The sequence below is a fragment of the Hyalangium gracile genome (assembly GCF_020103725.1).
GTDB lineage: Bacteria > Myxococcota > Myxococcia > Myxococcales > Myxococcaceae > Hyalangium > Hyalangium gracile.
Genome location: NZ_JAHXBG010000025.1, coordinates 1 through 16,872, shown reverse-complemented (window position 1 = coordinate 16,872; position 16,872 = coordinate 1). Strand labels below are relative to the sequence as shown.

Annotated in this window: 11 protein-coding genes; 7 read left to right on the top strand and 4 right to left on the bottom strand. The window is 70.4% G+C overall.

Going from position 1 to position 16,872, the window contains the following annotated elements; all coding sequences use genetic code 11:
- Nucleotides 1-60 precede the first annotated feature (60 nt).
- From KY572_RS36495 to KY572_RS36475, 5 genes are all read left to right on the top strand, one after another.
- Nucleotides 61-4,392 carry a pilus assembly protein gene (locus KY572_RS36495; protein ID WP_224248322.1) on the top strand — a complete coding sequence of 1,444 codons (4,332 nt, stop codon included), beginning with the start codon at nucleotides 61-63 and terminating at the stop codon, nucleotides 4,390-4,392.
- Between the two features lie 33 nt (nucleotides 4,393-4,425).
- Nucleotides 4,426-5,103, top strand: coding sequence for an NADase-type glycan-binding domain-containing protein (locus tag KY572_RS36490; RefSeq protein WP_224248321.1), 678 nt, complete (start codon nucleotides 4,426-4,428; stop codon nucleotides 5,101-5,103).
- Between the two features lie 63 nt (nucleotides 5,104-5,166).
- Nucleotides 5,167-6,117 carry a hypothetical protein gene (locus KY572_RS36485; protein ID WP_224248320.1) on the top strand — a complete coding sequence of 317 codons (951 nt, stop codon included), beginning with the start codon at nucleotides 5,167-5,169 and terminating at the stop codon, nucleotides 6,115-6,117.
- A 38-nt stretch (nucleotides 6,118-6,155) separates the two neighbouring features.
- Entirely contained in the window at nucleotides 6,156-7,355 is a 1,200-nt protein-coding gene (locus KY572_RS36480) for an SDR family oxidoreductase (protein WP_224248319.1), read from the top strand.
- A 54-nt stretch (nucleotides 7,356-7,409) separates the two neighbouring features.
- Nucleotides 7,410-8,243 carry a metallophosphoesterase gene (locus tag KY572_RS36475; protein WP_224248318.1) on the top strand — a complete coding sequence of 278 codons (834 nt, stop codon included), beginning with the start codon at nucleotides 7,410-7,412 and terminating at the stop codon, nucleotides 8,241-8,243.
- Between the two features lie 136 nt (nucleotides 8,244-8,379).
- On the opposite strand, the gene KY572_RS36470 is transcribed toward KY572_RS36475, so the two are convergent.
- From KY572_RS36470 to KY572_RS36455, 4 genes are all read right to left on the bottom strand, one after another.
- Nucleotides 8,380-8,868 carry a hypothetical protein gene (locus KY572_RS36470; RefSeq protein WP_224248317.1) on the bottom strand — a complete coding sequence of 163 codons (489 nt, stop codon included), beginning with the start codon at nucleotides 8,866-8,868 and terminating at the stop codon, nucleotides 8,380-8,382.
- A 62-nt stretch (nucleotides 8,869-8,930) separates the two neighbouring features.
- The gene (locus tag KY572_RS36465) at nucleotides 8,931-10,262 is read right to left on the bottom strand and encodes a DsbA family protein (RefSeq protein ID WP_224248316.1); all 1,332 of its coding nucleotides are present in this window, start codon (nucleotides 10,260-10,262) and stop codon (nucleotides 8,931-8,933) included.
- A gap of 197 nt (nucleotides 10,263-10,459) precedes the next feature.
- A complete protein-coding gene (locus tag KY572_RS36460) occupies nucleotides 10,460-12,382 on the bottom strand; it encodes a carboxypeptidase regulatory-like domain-containing protein (protein WP_224248315.1) in 1,923 nt (640 codons plus the stop codon).
- A gap of 94 nt (nucleotides 12,383-12,476) precedes the next feature.
- The gene (locus KY572_RS36455) at nucleotides 12,477-13,346 is read right to left on the bottom strand and encodes a hypothetical protein (RefSeq protein WP_224248314.1); all 870 of its coding nucleotides are present in this window, start codon (nucleotides 13,344-13,346) and stop codon (nucleotides 12,477-12,479) included.
- A 178-nt stretch (nucleotides 13,347-13,524) separates the two neighbouring features.
- On the opposite strand from KY572_RS36455, the gene KY572_RS36450 reads away from it, so the two are divergent.
- The gene (locus tag KY572_RS36450) at nucleotides 13,525-15,195 is read left to right on the top strand and encodes a tetratricopeptide repeat protein (protein ID WP_224248313.1); all 1,671 of its coding nucleotides are present in this window, start codon (nucleotides 13,525-13,527) and stop codon (nucleotides 15,193-15,195) included.
- A gap of 141 nt (nucleotides 15,196-15,336) precedes the next feature.
- A complete protein-coding gene (locus KY572_RS36445; RefSeq protein ID WP_224248312.1) occupies nucleotides 15,337-16,773 on the top strand; it encodes a BamA/TamA family outer membrane protein in 1,437 nt (478 codons plus the stop codon).
- Nucleotides 16,774-16,872: the final 99 nt, after the last annotated feature.

Genomic DNA, 16,872 nt, shown 5'->3' with positions numbered 1-16,872 from the left:
TGGTTTCCATGTTAAGGAGCCGGGCCGTCGCGGTCCGGATCCCCTCGAAGGGAGCTCACGATGAAGCGTCTGTGTCTCGGTCTGCTGGTGCTCGGCCTCGCGGGGACTGCGTCCGCGGAGCTGGGCAATCCCTCCATCAACAGCCCTGCCTGCTGCCAGCTCACCACCTCGCTGGTGCAGGAGGTGCTGAGCAGCCAGGAGGCCTCGGCCGAGGAGCGGCTCCTCAACGCCCCGGGCGTGCCGGCCAACGTCCACTTCCTCATCGACACGTCCGCCTCGATGCAGGAGCTGCCGCAGCTCACCAACAGCGAGCACAGGAACTTCTTCGATATCACCACCAACGGCTGTGACAACCCGCGCCTGGATGCGTTCTCGGCGAGCCGCGGGTGGGACCCGGCCATCCAGTACTCCGTGCCGGACGTGGGCACCGGCCTGGGCTCGGACTACGGCTTCCCCAACCTGTTCCAGGACAGCAAGTTCTACGGCTACATGTACTGGGGGAGCAGCTCCAACCCGTCCTACCAGTTCGAGACGAAGGAGCATGCCTGCCAGTCCCAGGTGCCCTCCTGGAACACCACCAACGCGGCCACCTACGCCCAATGCCTCCAGTGCCTGAGCACCAAGGGCTACTGGAAGCTGCCGGGAGCCATCGGGCGTGACAGCCCGCCGCTGACCAGCCTGGACTTCGTCTTCTGGGGCCGGTTCCTCAACTTCAACCCGCCCAAGTACGTCAGCCTCCGCGCGGCGCTCAAGCAGGCCATCCAGAACATCCATCGCTCGCGGGTGGGCATGAGCATGTTCGCCGCCCCCTCCAATCCCACCTTGAGCACGATGCTCAAGCCGCAGAGCCCCTCCTGCTCCCAGCTCCTCGCGGACCCCAGCGCCTTCGACTCCCACCGCGCCTCGTACATCAACGCCATCAACGGCCTGACGTTCACCACGGGCACGCCGCTGGCGAGGTCGCTGCTCAACATCGGCTACTACTTCACCTCCGGCCAGGACGTGTACCGGGACGTCTTCGCCTTCGGGACGGCCTACACCTATCCCACCGAGTTCCAGCCCCCTCCGCTCAGCACGGAGAGCCGCACCGTGTGCTGGGGCTGCCAGACCTCCTCGGTCATCATCCTCACCGACGGCGAGCCCAGCGGCGACACCGTCAGCAGCACCCTGGCGACCAGGCTGCGCACCGTCAACGGCGGCCCCGTGTACTGCCCGGACAGCATGCCCTGCGGCGCGGGCGGCTCACTCTCCCTGCGAGACAAGGGCACCAACCCCACCAACGTCTCCGACGACAACCCCAACTACTACCTGGATGACGTGGCCAAGGTGCTCCACGAGCAGGACCTGCAGCGCAGCACGCCGCCCATCGTCGGGGCGCTCGACACCCGCGGCAAGCAGAGCCTGAACATCTACACCATCGGCTTCGGCATCTCGAGCAACCTGCTGAAGCACACCGCGGAGGTGGGCGGTGGCCAGTACCTCACCGCCTACGACGGGGAGAGCCTCCAGCAGGCGCTGCAGCAGATCCTCAGCACGCACAACGTGCAGCGGCGCGCCACGTCCTTCACCCCGGCCGCCGTGGAGAGCCACACCCGCAACGGGGCGGCGGCCTCGGTGCTCGTGCCCCGCCTCGAGCCCTCGCGGGACTTCACCCAGCCCTGGAAGGGCTTCCTCTACCGCTTCCAGCTCGTCCAGGAGCGCCTGGCCGGGTGCGATCCGCTCTCTGCCTTCGTGGGCGACTTCAACGGGGACGGAGACTGTGACGACACCGCGCTGCTGGATGCCGCGGGCGACCCCGTCACCGAGAGCGCCGACGGCTCGTTCGTGAAGCTCTACTCGCCCTTCACGTCCGCCGTGCCCTTCTGGGAGGCGGGCAAGGCGCTCAAGCCCTCCACGGCGCCGACGAGCCGCTGGCAGACCCGCCGCATCTTCACCCTCGTCGACACCAACGGGGACGGGAAGCTCGACCGCCGGGACACGCCGGTGGAGTTCACCGAGGCCAACGCGGCGATCCTGCGCGAGTACATGAACATCAGCCAGAACCCCAACGACTGCGCGGATCTGGCCACGAGGCTCGGCGTGGCCTTCCTGACGCCGAACGAGTGCGCCCGGCTCGTCATCCGCTGGTACCGCGGCGCGGACGCCCTGAACGTGGACCCCTCCCTTCGCTCGTACGACAGGCCCTTCCTGCTGCACGACATCTTCCACTCCACGCCCATCAGCGTGGAGCCGCCACAGCGCCGCCAGGAGTGCGCCGACTCCACGCAGTGCCTGCCGGCGCTCTTCAGCGGCGCGACGGGGCTGCAGCAGAACTACTCGGTGCCCAACCAGCCCGGGATGGTGGTGGATGCCTATGACAAGTACGTGGCCGAGGCGGGCGATCGGGACAAGGTGGTGCTGGTGGGCTCCAACGGCGGCATGCTCCACGCCTTCCTCAACGGCCGGAGCACGGGCGTGGACTCCTCCGGGCGGCCCGTCCACGACGCCGGCACGGGCGAGGAGCTGTGGGCCTTCATCCCGTCGGACCTGCTGCCCAGGCTGCGCCCCAACCTCGGCAAGCACGCCTCCTTCGTGGACGGCACGGCGATGGTGCGCGACGCGTGGCTCGACGGTATGGGTGGCGAGCCCGCGGATGGCGTGAAGCAGTGGCAGGAGTACCGCACGGTGGCGGTGGTGGGCACCGGCCGCGGCGGCGTGCACCGCTTCGCCCTGGACCTGACGCGCCTGCTCGGCCAGGCGCCCGGAGAGACGGGCTTCCGAGTGCCGAACCAGGCAGGGGACTTCCTGTGGATGTGGCCGCAACCGTGCGATCCGCTCGCGCTCAAGGTGGGCGAGAGCTTCAGCAACTTCGCGCCCCAGCCTCCGCCCATCGGCCCGGTGGCCCTCACGCCTGGCGCCGATGACGCCCTGCGCGCCATCGACTCCAACTATGGGTGGGTCGTCGACAGCCCCTGGGTGATCGACTCCACCCCGGCCCGCGAGCGCTGGGTGGTGGCGCTCAACGGCGGCCATGACACGTACCAGACGCGAGGGCGGGGCCTGGCCATCGTGGACCTGGCGAGCGGCCACACGGTGTGGAGCTTCTTCCACCAGGATGGCAAGAACCGCTCCCAGTACCTGACCTCCTCGTTCGCCGCGGGCCTCGCGCTGGCGGACGTGGGCAGCTCGTACTCCGCGGCGGCGGAGGAGGACTCCCTCTTCGACACCGCCACGGTGGGAGACTTTGGCGGACAGCTCTGGGCGGTGCGTTTCTGGAAGCCCGGCGTGTGGAACCCGGCAACGCAGCAGGTGACCAACTGGCACGCGGCCCGCTCGTTCCGCGTCGCGAACCTGGCGGGCCTGACCAGCCACCCGGACGCGCTGCGCGGGCCGTTCAGCACCACCGCCACCAACGTGGTGCAGCCGGACACAGGCTTCCTGCGCACCTTCGTGGGCACCGGAGACAGCCAGAACCAGCTGGACGCGGGCAGCAGGTGCAGCCTGGGCAACCCGCGCGCCTGCGCCGCGCAGGGCTGCGCCGCGCAGACCACGCTCGAGGTCCGTCGCGGGGGGCAGCTGACCGCGGCCTCCACGACGGCCTACTCGGGCTTCGCCCAGAGCTACGCCAGCACCTTCCAGGGCGGAGCGGCCCCCTCGTGCGCCGGCGCGAGCGTGCAGCTGTCGTGGAACAACGACGCCGCGAACGGCTGCATGAACAACCTGGACGGCGCGCTCGAGTACGTCTGTGATGGGAGCGTGACGGCGTGGAGCTGCCGCACGGTGGTCAACACCTGGCAGCAGGTCAGCTACACCCGGCAGACGAGCCCGACGCCCCAGCGCTTCTACGGCATCTGGAGCTACGGCGGCGCGCCCCACCGGACGTTCAACACCGACGCCGAGGCGAGCCTGTTCGATGCCTCGATGTTCACGGACGCGGACCTGGTGGGCGTGGGGCAGTTCGACAGCGGCGGCACCGTCATCCAGCCGGAGGCGAGCGCCGCGCCGTGGGGAGCGGGCTGGTACATCCCCTACGCCAGCTCCAACGAGCAGACGAGCGCTCCAGCCACGGTGGTGGACGGGTGCGTGCTCTGGAACTCCTTCGAGCCCGCTCCCGCGGCCCCCACGTGCTCCCCCGTGAGCTACGGCTCGTCGCGGCTCTACCAGGCGCAGGCGATCAGCGGAACGGCGAGCTGCGCGCAGGGGCACTACACGCCCGCCAGCGGCGCGTGGGCCCGCTACCTCCGGTTCGGCACCCAGGTGAACCTGCCCGCGCCGGCTCCGCAGCGGATGGAGTCCGGCTCCACGGTCTACAAGAACGTCACCTTGAGCACCCCGTATGGGGCGATGCCTCCTCCAGGCACCGTCAGCGGTGGTCCGTTCGTGTCGCTGCCCGTCACGGAGGGTCCTCCGTAGCCGCCAGGGGTATGCTGGGGAGCGGAGGTTTCCATGCGTCCGCTCCTTTCCGCCCTTGCCCTGCTGTCATCCCCCCTCGCGCTGGCAGCCGAGCCGGCCACTCCCTCCAAGCCCGTCGTGCTCGAGGTGGAGTTCAAGGGCGGCTCGGCGCCCGCGGGGAGCCACCCGCTCGCCGCCACGGACATGAAGGTCAGCGCCTCGTCTCAGCTGTGCGAGGGCAAGGGTAAGAAGCGCGTGTGCCACGGAGCGGAGCGGCTCGTCGACCGGGACGGCGCCACCGCGTGGTGCGAGGGGGCGGCGAAGGACGGCACGGGCGAGTCCGTGACGTTCGAGTTCCCATCACCCCAGGAGCTGGTGGCCGTGGACGTGGTGCCCTACTACGCCAAGGACATGCGCCGGGCGATGGGCAACGCACGCCCCAAGGCCGTGGCGCTGTATGTGGACGCGCAGCGCTACGAGCTCACCTTCCCCGATCACCCCGCGCGTGTCTTCGAGGAGAACCGCTCCGAGCCCCCGGACACGTCGGAGGGGCCCTGTGGGGACGAGACGTGCACCACGCAGGACGAGCGGATCAACTGGGCCGAGCACTACCGCGTGAAGCTGCCCGCTCCGGCGAAGGTCCAGAAGGTGCGCCTGGAGCTGCTCTCCACCTACGAGGGTGACGACCATCCCGACACCTGCATGTCGTCGGTGACGTTCCACGTGCGCTGAGTTCCACTGAGCGCAGAGGGCGCGCGGAGGCTCGCGCCGCGCCCACCGTGTAGACTGGCGCGGATGGAGCGCACCTTCTCCTCGAGCTGTCCCCGCTGCGGGGCTCCCCGGGCTCCGGCGCCGGAGTGCCCCCGGTGCGGCGTCTTCTACGACAAGGCGGAGGCGCGCGCCGCGAGGGTGGCGCTCGCGGAGGAGGCCCCTCCCTCCTTCCCGCCACCCGAGCCCGAGCCCCCGCCGCACCTGCCTCAGGAAACACTGCGGTGGGAAGGGGCGGCTGAGGACGCGCGGCTGGAGCTGAGGATCCGCACGTTCGCCATCCCGTCGGCGCTGGTGCTCATGTGGGTGCTCCACTCCACGGGCATGGGCAACCGCCTGCTGCGCATCTTCCTCTCGATGTGGATCCACGAGCTGGGGCATGCCGTGACGGCCTGGCTGTGCGGCTTCCTCGCCTTCCCGGGCCCCTGGCTCACGCCCGTCTCGATGATGCGCTATCCGTTCCTCTCCGCCCTGCTGGCGGCGGGGCTCGTGTGGCTCACCTGGCGCGGGTGGAAGCTGCGCCAGCGGCCCCAGCTCATCGCGGGCATCGTGCTGTTGGTGCTCCAGTGCGTGGGCACGCTGCTCATCGGCCGGGCCCGGGCCCAGTCCTTCGTCTACTTCGGAGGCGATGCCGGGTGCATGGTGCTGGGCACGCTGCTGATGACCACCCTCTACGCAGGGCCGGACAGCGCGCTGCGCAAAGGGGGGCTGCGGTGGGGCTTCCTCGTCATCGGCGCGGCGGCCTTCACGGACGCATTCCAGACCTGGTGGAGGGCCCGGAGTGACTTGAGTGCCATCCCCTTCGGCCAGTTCGAGCGCGGAGGCCTGAGCGATCCCTCCACGCTCACGGAGTCCTTCGGCTGGAGCGTCGACACGTTGATCTCCCGCTACGTAGTGCTGGGAGTCATGTGCCTCGTGGTGCTTGGAATGGCCTACGGGGTCGGCGTGTTCCGCGCCCGCGCAGCCGTCCGCGCGTGAACTCGGGTCCAGGCGGACCCACCTACCGAGAGCCTTTCATGAGCACCTCCCGCAGGAAACTCCTGCAGTACTCGCTGACCGCAGCCTCGATGCTGGCGATGGGTTCCGAGGCCCTGGCGGGCCCGGCCAAGAAGTCCCGGGTGCCGGTGAAGAAGAAGCTGAAGATCCTCGTGCTGGGTGGCACGGGGTTCCTGGGTCCGGCCTTCGTCAACGCGGCGCAGGCCCGAGGCCACACGCTGACGCTCTTCAACCGCGGGAAGACGCGGCCGCAGCTGTTCCCGGACGTGGAGAAGCTGCAGGGAGATCGAGACCCTCAGAAGGGCACGGGCCTCAAGGCGCTCGAGGGCCGCAAGTGGGACGCGGTGCTGGACAACTCGGGGTACTACCCGCGCATGGTGGGGGCCTCCGCGCAATTGCTGGCGCCCAACGTGCAGCACTACGTCTACATCTCGAGCATCTCGGCCTACGCGAACAACGACGTGCCCTGGGAGGACGAGAGCGGCCCCACGGCGAAGCTGGCGGACCCGACCGTGGAGACCATGGGCAAGAACTTCGAGAACTTCGGCGGCCTGAAGCGGCTGTGCGAGGAGGCCGTGGAGAAGGCCCTGCCGGGCCGCGTGGCCAACGTGCGCCCCGGCTACATCGTCGGCCCGGACGACCCGACGGATCGGTTCACCTGGTGGCCGGTGCGCTTCGACCGGGGCGGCGAGATGCTCGCGCCGGGCAGCCCGGAGGACCCCATCCAGCTCATCGACGTGAGGGATCTGGCGGAGTGGCTGGTGGTCGTGATGGAGAACAAGCTCACGGGCATCTACAACGCCACGGGACCGGAGAAGCCGTGGACGATGGGAGGCGTGCTCGCCGCGTGCAAGGAGGCGACGGGCAAGGACACGAAGCTGGCCTGGGTGCCCTCGGAGTTCCTGATCAAGAACAAGGAGGATGGTGACGGGGACATCCCCATCTGGGCGCCGCCGGTCGGCAAGTACAAGGGCTTCCACCTGCGCTCGGTGGACAAGGCGATGCAGTCCGGGCTGAAGTTCCGGCCGAGCTCCGTCACCGTGAAGGACACGCTGGCGTACTTCCAGAGCCTGCCCGAAGAGCGGCGCAACAAGATGCGCGCCGGCCTCACCCCGGAGAAGGAGAAGGAGCTCATCGCGGCCTGGGCGAAGGAGCAGGCGTCGGGGGGCAAGCCGGCCGCCCCGGCCACGCCCGCGACGCCGGAGAAGAAAGGTCAGTAAGCGGCGCAAGCATGCGTCCTGGGCCGCCGCCCTCTCACATGGAGCTTCACCGCCATGACTGGCCGCTCCCAGGACGTCTTCTTCGCCGCCGTGGGTGATGTGCACGGCCGGATGCACCAGATGGTCCGGCTCCTCCAGGAGTGGAGCCGGAAGTCGCACCGGCAGCTGGCGTTCGTGCTCCAGGTGGGGGACTTCGAGCCCCACCGGCACGAGGCGGACCTGGCCACCATGGCGGCGCCCGCGAGGTACAAGCACCTGGGTGACTTCTCGGAGTTCCACTCGAGGCGCGCGCGGTTCCCGTGGCCCGTCTACTTCATCGGCGGCAACCACGAGCCCTACGGCTACCTGGACAGCGCCCCGGACGGCTTCGAGCTCACGCTGAACTGCCGGTACCTGGGGCGCGTGGGGACGGTGGAGACGCACGGACTCCGGGTCGCGGGGCTGTCCGGCATCCTCCAGGAGGAGACCTTCCGCCGCCCCCGACCGTCCGTGGATCGACTGGGCACCGTCTCGCCCAAGGCCTTCGCCGGCTTCACGGAGCAGGACGTGGAGCGCGCCCTGGCACTGGAGCGGGCCGACGTGCTGCTGCTGCATGAATGGCCCTCGGGCCTCGTGGATCCGGCGGACGAGAAGGACTTCGAGCAGCAGCGCCGCAGCATGCGCTACGACGCGGTGGGCAACGAGTACGCCCGGCTCGTGGTGGAGGCGCTGCAGCCCCGGCTGGTGCTGTGCGGGCATATGCACAAGGCCTATCGCGGAGCCCTCCAGTTACCCTCGGGGCGGATGTCCACGGTGCGCTGCCTGGACCACGTGGCCCACGGCGCGTCCTGCTTCGCGGTCTTCCGGCTCACCGACGGCGAGCTTCGAGAAGTCACCGAGCCCGGCTGACGCCGACTGCCCAGCCAGGGAGGTGCCCTGTGAGCGAACCGGTACCGAACTGGTATGACAAGCAGACCAGCTCGTACGAAGTGCGCCCGGCAGGTGGGCGGACCGGACGCGGGAGCGGACTCGAGCCCTGACCTGCTCAGGCCACGGGCGAGGCGCGCTTGCGCGACGGCCGGGCCAGCGCCGCCTGCGTGGGCTGCGGCTCCTGGCGCACGGGCTCGGCCTCCACCACCACCGCCGCGTCCGGCGTCACCGGCGGCCCCAGCGCCACCACGAGGTGCCGGTACGCCTCCTCCAGCCGCCGATGCAGCGCGGTGAAGGTCTGCTGCACCGTGCTGGGCATGTCCTCGGTGTACGTGAAGTACCACCGCATCTCGTCCAGCCGCTCGTAGAAGGCGTGCACCACCGCCTGCTCCCGCTCCGGCAGGTGCACCAGGTCATGGAAGGTCGCGCTGGTGAATCGCGTGGTGATGGTGCTGAGCATCGGCTCGCGACTGCGCAGCCGCGAGAACAGCGTGAACATCTCGTCCCGTCGAGCCTCCAGACGCCGCATGATCAACGCGGCGTCCAGGGCGATCAGGTTGGTCACTCGAGCGGGCGTCTCATCCAGCTTCTTGCGGCGAGCCATGCCCCGTCGAGCCTACTACGAAACCCGGGGACCCTTCGCCTCGGCCCCCGGGCCCCTCCGCGCTACTTCGCGGAGGCCACGCCCGACTTCTTCAGCTCCTCGTCGATCACCCGGCGGAACACCTCGATGGGCTTGGCGCCCACGATCTGCCGGCCGTTGACGAAGAAGGTCGGCGTGCCGCTGGCACCCACCTGCGTGCCCTGCTCCGAGTCCTTGGCGATCTGCTCGTCATACTTGTTCGAGTCCAGCGCCGCCTTGAACTTGCCCACGTCCAGGTTCAGCTCCTGCGCGTAGCGCTCCAGCGAGGCCCGGTCCAGCGCCGTCTGGTTGGCGAAGAGCTTGTCGTGCATCTCCCAGAACTTGCCCTGCTCGTGGGCCGCCATGGAGGCCGCCGCGGCCAGCTTCGCGTTCGCGTGACGCGGCAGCGGCTGGTGCTTGAAGGCCACGCGCAGCTTGCCCTTGTACTCGTCCTCCAGCAGCTTCACGGTGTTGGCCGCGCGCGAGCAGAACGGGCACTCGAAGTCCGAGAAGGCCACCAGCGTCACCGGAGCGTCGCTCGAGCCCTTCACCGGCGCCGAGCCCACGTCCACCTTCTGCACCGGCGGCTCGGGCGGCGGCGGCGGCGCCGTCACGCCGTGCGACAGCACCGAGGCGTAGATCTCCGAGGCCTTCATCCCCTCGTTCACCATCATCTGCGCCTTGCCCAGCTCCTCCTCGATGGCCGCGCGGAACACCTCGATGGGCTGCGCGCCCGAGAAGAAGCGGCCGTTGACGAAGAAGGCCGGCGTGCCGCCCGCGCCCAGCGACTTGGCCAGCGCCTCGTCGCGGTCCACGATGGCGGCCAGCTTCGGGTCGGCCAGGTCCTTCTTCCAGCGCTTGACGTCCAGGCCCACCTCCTTGGCGAAGGTCTCCAGGCTCGCGTCATCCAGCGCCTTCTGATTGGCGAACAGCTTGTCGTGGTACTCGAAGAACTTGCCCTGGTTGTGCGCCGCGAGGGACGCCAGCGCCGCGGGACGCGCGCGCGGGTGGAACGGCAGCGGGTGCTGCTTGACGACCAGGCGCAGCTTGTCGCCGTACTCCTCCTGGACCTGCTTGATGGTCGCGTTGGCGCGAGCGCAGAACGGGCACTGGAAGTCGGTGAACTCCACCATCGTCACCAGCGCGTCCGCGGGGCCCTTGGTGGGAGACTCCTCCAGCGGGACCTTGAAGACGGTGGGCGAGAGGATCGGCCGCTGCGCCGGCGGGGGCGGAGTGGCCGGGGCCTGCGGGGCCTGTGGAGCGGCCGCGGCGACCTGCGCGCCAGCCTTCGCCGCGTCCGTCGGGCCGGTGCTGGTGGTCCAGATCATCCGTCCGACGCCGACTCCCAACATCAGGCCCAGAACGAGGCCCAACACACCTGTCTTCATCTCTTCACTCCGTCGATATCGATTGAAAGGCCCGGGCGAACCGAGGCCACGAGCCCCGGAACTCTACGCGAGAAGTGCGTCGAACCGCTCCCCGGTTTCAGGACTTCCCTCGAAAGGCGCTCGGGCGGGGGGGCAGGCGCTACCCAGGTAGGTGCCCTGCCTTCACCCGCTCACTGCGCCCGGCCTCACAGGCCCAGCTTCTTCCGGGGCACGGAGATGTCCCTCACGGTGGACTGGCCGGCCTTGCGCACACCGAGCAGGACCTGGGTCCCCTCCGGGCCGCGGATGCGCTGGACGGCGCTCGTGAAACCGATGTCCGTGATGAGCGTTCCATCGATGCGCACCAGCTCGTCCCCCGTGACGATGCCCGCCGCCTGGGCGCCGCCGCCGGGGAACACCTCGCCCACGACGAGGGCGTCTGCTCGGGGCCTCAGGACGGCTCCGATGCCCACCAGCTCCACCACCGGCCCGGCATCCGGGGCCGTGGCCGTCAGCTCGATCTCCAGGGGAGCCCCGGGCCGGACATTCGAGACGATGCGGGTGTTGTGCCCGGGGCCGGAGACATTCAGCGTGACGCCCGAGCCGGGGATGCCCTCCAGCGAGAAGGCCCCGTCGGCGCCGCTCACCGCATCGAACAGGGGCGCGAGCGCGTCGGCGGACCGCAAGGCCTCCACGGACACCCGGGCCCCCGCGATGGGACGCCGCGAGCCGGCCGAGAGCACCCGGCCCTCGAGCCGCGCGCCCCGCGCGAGCATGACGTCGGCGCGGACCTCCTGGGCTCCCTCGGTCACCTCCACCTCGCGCTCCGAGGGCACGAAGCCGGCGGCGCTCACCTGGACCACATAGCTCCCGGGCTTCAGCCCGCCGAACTCGAAGCGGCCCTGGGCGTCGATGAAGCGCGCCTGGGCGAAGGCGTACCGCTCGAGCGGCCCCTGCCGCAGCATGACGTTGACCACGAACGCCGGCACGGGGCCACCCCCGTCCTCCATCACGAGCCCCGCGAGCCTGGCACCTCCCGCCAGCCGCAGCACGAGCCCGCTGGCGGGCACACGCACATCCAGCGTCCGGGCCGGAGCAAAGCCCGGCGCCATCGCCGACACGTCATACAGCCCCGCCTCGATGCCCTCGACCACGAAGCTCCCGTCTGTCTCCGCGACGCTCTGGTAGCCGTCCCGCGTGCCGTACTCCTGGGGATAGGCGCTGGCGGCGGACATCACGGAGACGAGCGCTCCCGAGGCCGGCGTCCCGTCCGGAGCCAGGACGCGGCCCTCGACGCGGGCCTCCTCGAAGCGCGAGCCCTCCTCACCGGCCGCGGGCATGCGGACCTCCACACGCCGCTTCGCGAGGTCCTCGTCATAGACGCGGACGCGCGCCACGCCGTGCTGGGGGTGCCGGGCCTCCACCCGGGCGCCCTCGTGGGCGGTGAAGTGGAACTCGCCGCGCTCGTCCGTCGTGAAGCGGTCCTTGACCGGGAACAGCACCGTCTCTCCCGCGCGGGAGGTGAGCACGCGCACGGTGGCCCCGGGCAGGGGCGCTCCCTGCGCGCTCAGCACCTGCCCCACCAGCTCCGGCGTCGGCGTCAGCGCGATGACGACGTCACGCACCTGGACACCCTCCACCGCGGACAGGGCAATCGGGCTCCGCCCCCACTCCGGGCCGAAGGGCAGGAAGCCGTCGGCGCGGATGGCGGCCACCTGGTACACACCGGTGACCGAAGGCCGGAACTCGAAGCGCCCCTCAGCGTCCGTCACCAGGGACGTGGCGCCACCGGGGCCCGAGAGGGTGACCTCGGCGCCGCGGATGCCCTCGCCCGAGGAGGCGGAGACGACCCGACCGGAGAAGGCACCCGCGGGAGCGGAGGCGCTGCGCTCGACGGTGACGCGAGGAAGCTGCCGCACGGGCTCGGTGGGCGCCGGAGGAGCGGTGAGCGGCATGGCCGCGCCCACGTAGGGAACGGCCAGCTCGGACTCCGAGGAGGTGGAGGTGACGGGCAGGGGCTCGAAGCTCCTGCCCGGGGAGGGCTCGGCTCGGAGCAGGACCACCGCGAGCACCCCTCCGACGAGGACGAGCGCTCCCACCCCGAGCATCATGCGACGGCGACCGGACATGGGCCGACTGTACGTCGGCTCCGAGCCCGCGGGAACACTCTTCAGGTCACCCGCGCTTCACCCTCCCCGTGAAGTAGTCCGCCGCGGGTCTCCCCTACTCTTCCTCCTCCATCGGCGGCTCGACCTGCTCGACGCTCGGGTCCTGGGCGTCGCCGCCGAGCGCATCCTGGAGCGCGGTGCCCAGCTCGCTGCCGTTGCCGACGAGGAGCACGTCGAGCCCGGCGCTGGAGGCCTCCTCGATCTTCTTCTTGTACTTCTGCGCGAGCGCGGCGTTCGCCTCGTAGACCTTCTGGGACTCGGGCGGCGGGGTGTTCGCGGCGGGCAGCGCGGAAAGCTTCCTGTCCACATCGGCGATCTGCTGGCGGGCCCACTCGCGCTTGTCCTCGGTGAGGCTCGAGTCCTCGGCCTGCTTCTGGTAGCCCGACCGGAGCTGCTCGAGCATGGTGCGCTGGTGCTTGGGCAGCTCGCCCTTCGCCTTGCTCCACTCGGAGGTGTAGACGGCGGCGGTGATGGCGTGGAACTCGCGGGGAGACATCTTCCGCTCATCGAGCGCGTCGAGCCACTTGGCGCTCAGGTCCGCCCGCAGGTTCGTCATCATCCCGAGCGCCTGGATGCTCTTGCCGAGGTTGGGCTGCTCCCCCTTGGGCGGAGCGAAGTTCTTGGCCTTCACCTGGAAGTCGTCGAGCACCGGCTTCAGGGACGCGCGCACCGCGAGGTACTCCTGGAGCCGCTCCTCGGTGAGCCGCAGCGGCTGGCCCTTGGGCGGCGCCGCGAAGGAGTAGCGCTGGTTCATCTCGGCCACGCGCTGCTCCAGCGACTGCATCTTCTCGCCGCCCTGGTTCATCTCCTGCGCGACGTCCTCGAGCTTCCCCTTGGCCCAGATGCCACCGGCCACCACGGCGACGACTCCGATGACGACGATGGCACCGCAGCCGATGCCGACCCCGACCAGGACCTTGTTCACGTGCTTACCTCCCCGATGGGTTTTCCCGTGGCCACTCTCGAAGCTCCGAGGTCGGAAGGCAAGTCGACGGGTATCGCACGAGCGGTCGGTCCGCTCTATGCTCGGCGGCAGCAGGCCAGGGGGGAGGCAGTCACGTCGAGTAGAACCGGATGAGGAGCCCATGGCTGTCGAGAACGGAGTGAGCCCACGCTCTGTGGGAGCAAGCGCGGCGGAGCCACCTGAGCGGGCAGCCCAGGCGCTCATCGACGGGGGCAACGCGCTGCTGGACCAGGGGCGGTTCGAGGAGCTGGTGTCCCTCACCGACCAGGTCATCCAGCGCTTCGGGGGCGCCGACGCGCTGGCCGTGCGGGTGCAGGTGGCGCGGGCGTTCATCGCCAGGGCCATCGCCCTGGGGCAGCAGGAGCGCTTCGAGGAGTCCCTGGCCGCCTGCGAGGAGGCGCTCCGGCGCTACGACGGCGGCGGCGACGCGAAGCTGGGAGAGCTGGTGGCCAAGGTGCTCGTGCACAAGACGCACGCCCTCATGGGCCTGGGGCAGCCCGAGGCGGCCCTGGGCGTGAGCGACGAGCTGCTGCGGCGCCACGACGGCACCCCGGAGGAGGGGCTGCAGGTGGTGGTGGCCAGTGCCCTGCTCACCAAGGCCGACGCCCTGGGAGAGCTGAGCCGGCTCGAGGAGAGCCTGGCCCTCTACGACGAGGTGGTCCAGCGGTACGGCGGCGCGCAGGCCGCGGTGCTGCGCCACACGGCGGCCCTGGCGCTCCTGAGCAAGGCCATCGTCCTGCGGCTCTCGAACCGCCCCCGGGAGGCGCTGGCCACCTACGGCGTGCTGCTCCAGCGCTTCGGCGAGGAGCAGGATGCCCGGATCCAGGAGCTGGCCACCACCGCGCGGGAGAGCCAGGCGCGCACCGAGGACCTGCTGCGGCGCGCCGAGGCGGAGCTGGCCGCCCAGGACGAGGTGGTGCGGCGGCACGGCGACGCGAGCGAGCCCGCCCTGCGCGAGCAGGTGGCCAAGGCGCTGCTGGAGAAGGCCGAGGTGCTGCGCCAGCAGCACCGCTCCGAGGAGATGGTGTCCACCTTCGACGAGCTGCTCCGCCGGTTCGACGGCGCGAGCGAGCCGGCGCTGCGCGAGGCGGTGGCCGAGGCGTTCCTCTACAAGGGCGTCGTGCTGGGGAACCTGAAGCGGACCCTGGAGGCGCTGGCCGTCTATGACGCGATGATTCCGCGCTATGTCGGCGCGAGCGAGCCCCTGGGAGTGCGCATCCAGGTGGCCAAGGCGCTGGCGTACAAGGCCATCTTCCTGGGGCGGCTGGAGCGGCGCGAGGAGGAGGTGGCGGCCTTCGACGAGCTGGACCGTCGCTACGGCGAGGCGAGCGAGGCGGAGGTGCGAGCGGAGGTGGCTCGGGGGCTGGTGTGCAAGGCGGAGATCCTCTGGAAGCTGAACCGGCTCGAGGAGGCCCTGGCCGCCTACGACGTCGTGGCGCACCGGTACGGCGCGGCCACGGAGGACTCGGTGCGCGAGCGTGTCGCCGACGCCCTCAACGATGCGGGGGCGCTGCTGATCCTCGAGGCGAAGCGGCTCTGGGCGGAGAAGCGCGACCAGGCGCAGGCGTTCCTGGAGCGGGCGAGCGCGAAGATCGCGGCCTCGCTGGAGCGCGGCCCTCACGGCTCCAACGCCCTGTGGAACGCGGGGTACATCGCCTTCCTGCAGGGCCGGCGAGATCAGGCGCGCTCGCTGCTGGCCGAGTCCCTGCGGATCGGCGGAGAGCGGCAGCGCGCACGAGGGCTCCGGGGCGGGGCGCTCTCGCCCATTCCGGAGGACGAAGAGGTCCGCGCCCTGGTGCTCGCACTGTAAGCCAATGCGCTCCCGCGCCTCGGTGCGCCTTCGCCCCGCGCCTCTTTGAGCTATGACCCTGGAGGACGAGGGCCGGCGATTCACGAGAGAGCGGTGCGCGTGCAACGAGCGATGAGTAGACGACGCTGGGCGAGTGGATACATGGCGCTGGTCCTGGGGCTCGGAGCCTCCCTTGCGGGGGCTCAGGAGGCGGCCCCTCCACCTCCGCCCGAGACGGAGGCAGCGCCCCCTCGAGAGCTCCCGCCACCACCCACGCTGGATGTGCCCCCACCCGCTCCCGAGCCTTCACGGAGCGTGGTGGTGAGCGAGGTGGTCGTGCTCGGCACGGAGAAGACGCTGCCCGGGACGGTGGAGGCGTACTCGCGCATCGACGCGGGCGACACGCTCACCGACGAGGACCTGACGCGGGTGGAGCGGCGGCTGCTGGCGACGGGGCTCTTCCAGGAGGTGAAGGTGAGCACCCAGCCCACGGGAGATGGCCGGGTGCGGCTGGTGCTCCAGGTGGAGGACAAGGCCTCGTGGGTGGTGGCGCCTACCTTCTCGGTGTCGAACGGGAACATCGGCGGCGGGGTGCTGTACGCGGAGAGCAACCTCTGGGGCCGCAGCAAGAAGTTCGCGACGGCGCTGCAGATCAGCACCGCCGAGAGCGGCCTCTTCGTGGGCTTCCTGGATCCGAACCTGTTCGGCTGGCCTCCGCTGCGGCTGAGCCTCGAGGGCCAGCTGCGCAGCGACCGGGTGGAGGAGTTCCGGCCGGGCGCGAGCCAGGAGGTGCCCGAGGTGGTGCGCCGCACGCGGCTGAACTCGGCCTCCGCGGCGGGCGAGCTGTCGGCGATGATCGCCGAGCGGGTGCGGGTGGGCGCCAGGTACCGGGTGATGCTCATCGACGCCCAGGAGCCGAGCCAGGACATGCCGGTGACGGAGCCCGCCTTCGAGCCGGGCTCGGCGCAGCGCGACACCTCGCTGCGGCTGATGGTGGGGGTGGACACGCGGCAGAACCTGCACGCCGTCATGGAGGGGCTGAACATCGAGGGCTCGCTGGAGCTGTCGAACCCGGGGGTGGGCAGCCACTTCCGCTACCGGCGCTTCGGGCTGCTGTACCGGCACGGCGTGCGCTTCTTCGAGGAGCACAACCTGGTGCTGCGCGGAGAGACGGTGACGGGCACGGACCTGCCGTTCCACCAGGAGTTCGTGGCGGGCGCGAACTCGCTGCGAGGCTTCCTCTACCGGCAGTTCCGCGGAGACACGCGGCTGTCCTTCACGGCCGAGTACCACTTCCCGCTCTTTACCATCCGCTCGTTGTCCTTCCGGGGCGTGGGCTTCTCGGACACGGGGCTGTTGATGTGGCGCAGCCTCCCGGAGGACCGGCTGCTGCGGGACATCAACGGGCGGGTGGTGCGCGGCTACCTGCCCGAGTCCGAGGGCGGACTGGGCAACGCCACGGTGGCGCAGGGCGTGGGCGTGGGCCTGCGGCTGTTCCTGCGCAGCGTCGTGCTGCCGCTGGTGGGCGTGGACGTGGCATACGGCGTCAACTCGGGCGAGTTCCGCTTCTACCTGGTGGCGGGCGTGAACCCCTCCTGAGCCCGTGGCTAGCTGGCGCCGCTGCCGGTGATGACCACGGGCACCGTCTTCAGGATGAGCCCCAGGTCCGTCAGCAGGGTCCAGTTGTCGATGTACTGC

What these genes read in the sequence shown, in the direction of transcription:
- KY572_RS36495 (WP_224248322.1), top strand. Translation starts at nt 61, where the DNA reads ATGAAGCGTCTGTGTCTCGGTCTGCTGGTGCTCGGCCTCGCGGGGACT.
- KY572_RS36490 (WP_224248321.1), top strand. Translation starts at nt 4,426, where the DNA reads ATGCGTCCGCTCCTTTCCGCCCTTGCCCTGCTGTCATCCCCCCTCGCG.
- KY572_RS36485 (WP_224248320.1), top strand. Translation starts at nt 5,167, where the DNA reads ATGGAGCGCACCTTCTCCTCGAGCTGTCCCCGCTGCGGGGCTCCCCGG.
- KY572_RS36480 (WP_224248319.1), top strand. Translation starts at nt 6,156, where the DNA reads ATGAGCACCTCCCGCAGGAAACTCCTGCAGTACTCGCTGACCGCAGCC.
- KY572_RS36475 (WP_224248318.1), top strand. Translation starts at nt 7,410, where the DNA reads ATGACTGGCCGCTCCCAGGACGTCTTCTTCGCCGCCGTGGGTGATGTG.
- KY572_RS36470 (WP_224248317.1), bottom strand. Translation starts at nt 8,868, where the DNA reads ATGGCTCGCCGCAAGAAGCTGGATGAGACGCCCGCTCGAGTGACCAAC.
- KY572_RS36460 (WP_224248315.1), bottom strand. Translation starts at nt 12,382, where the DNA reads ATGTCCGGTCGCCGTCGCATGATGCTCGGGGTGGGAGCGCTCGTCCTC.
- KY572_RS36445 (WP_224248312.1), top strand. Translation starts at nt 15,337, where the DNA reads ATGGCGCTGGTCCTGGGGCTCGGAGCCTCCCTTGCGGGGGCTCAGGAG.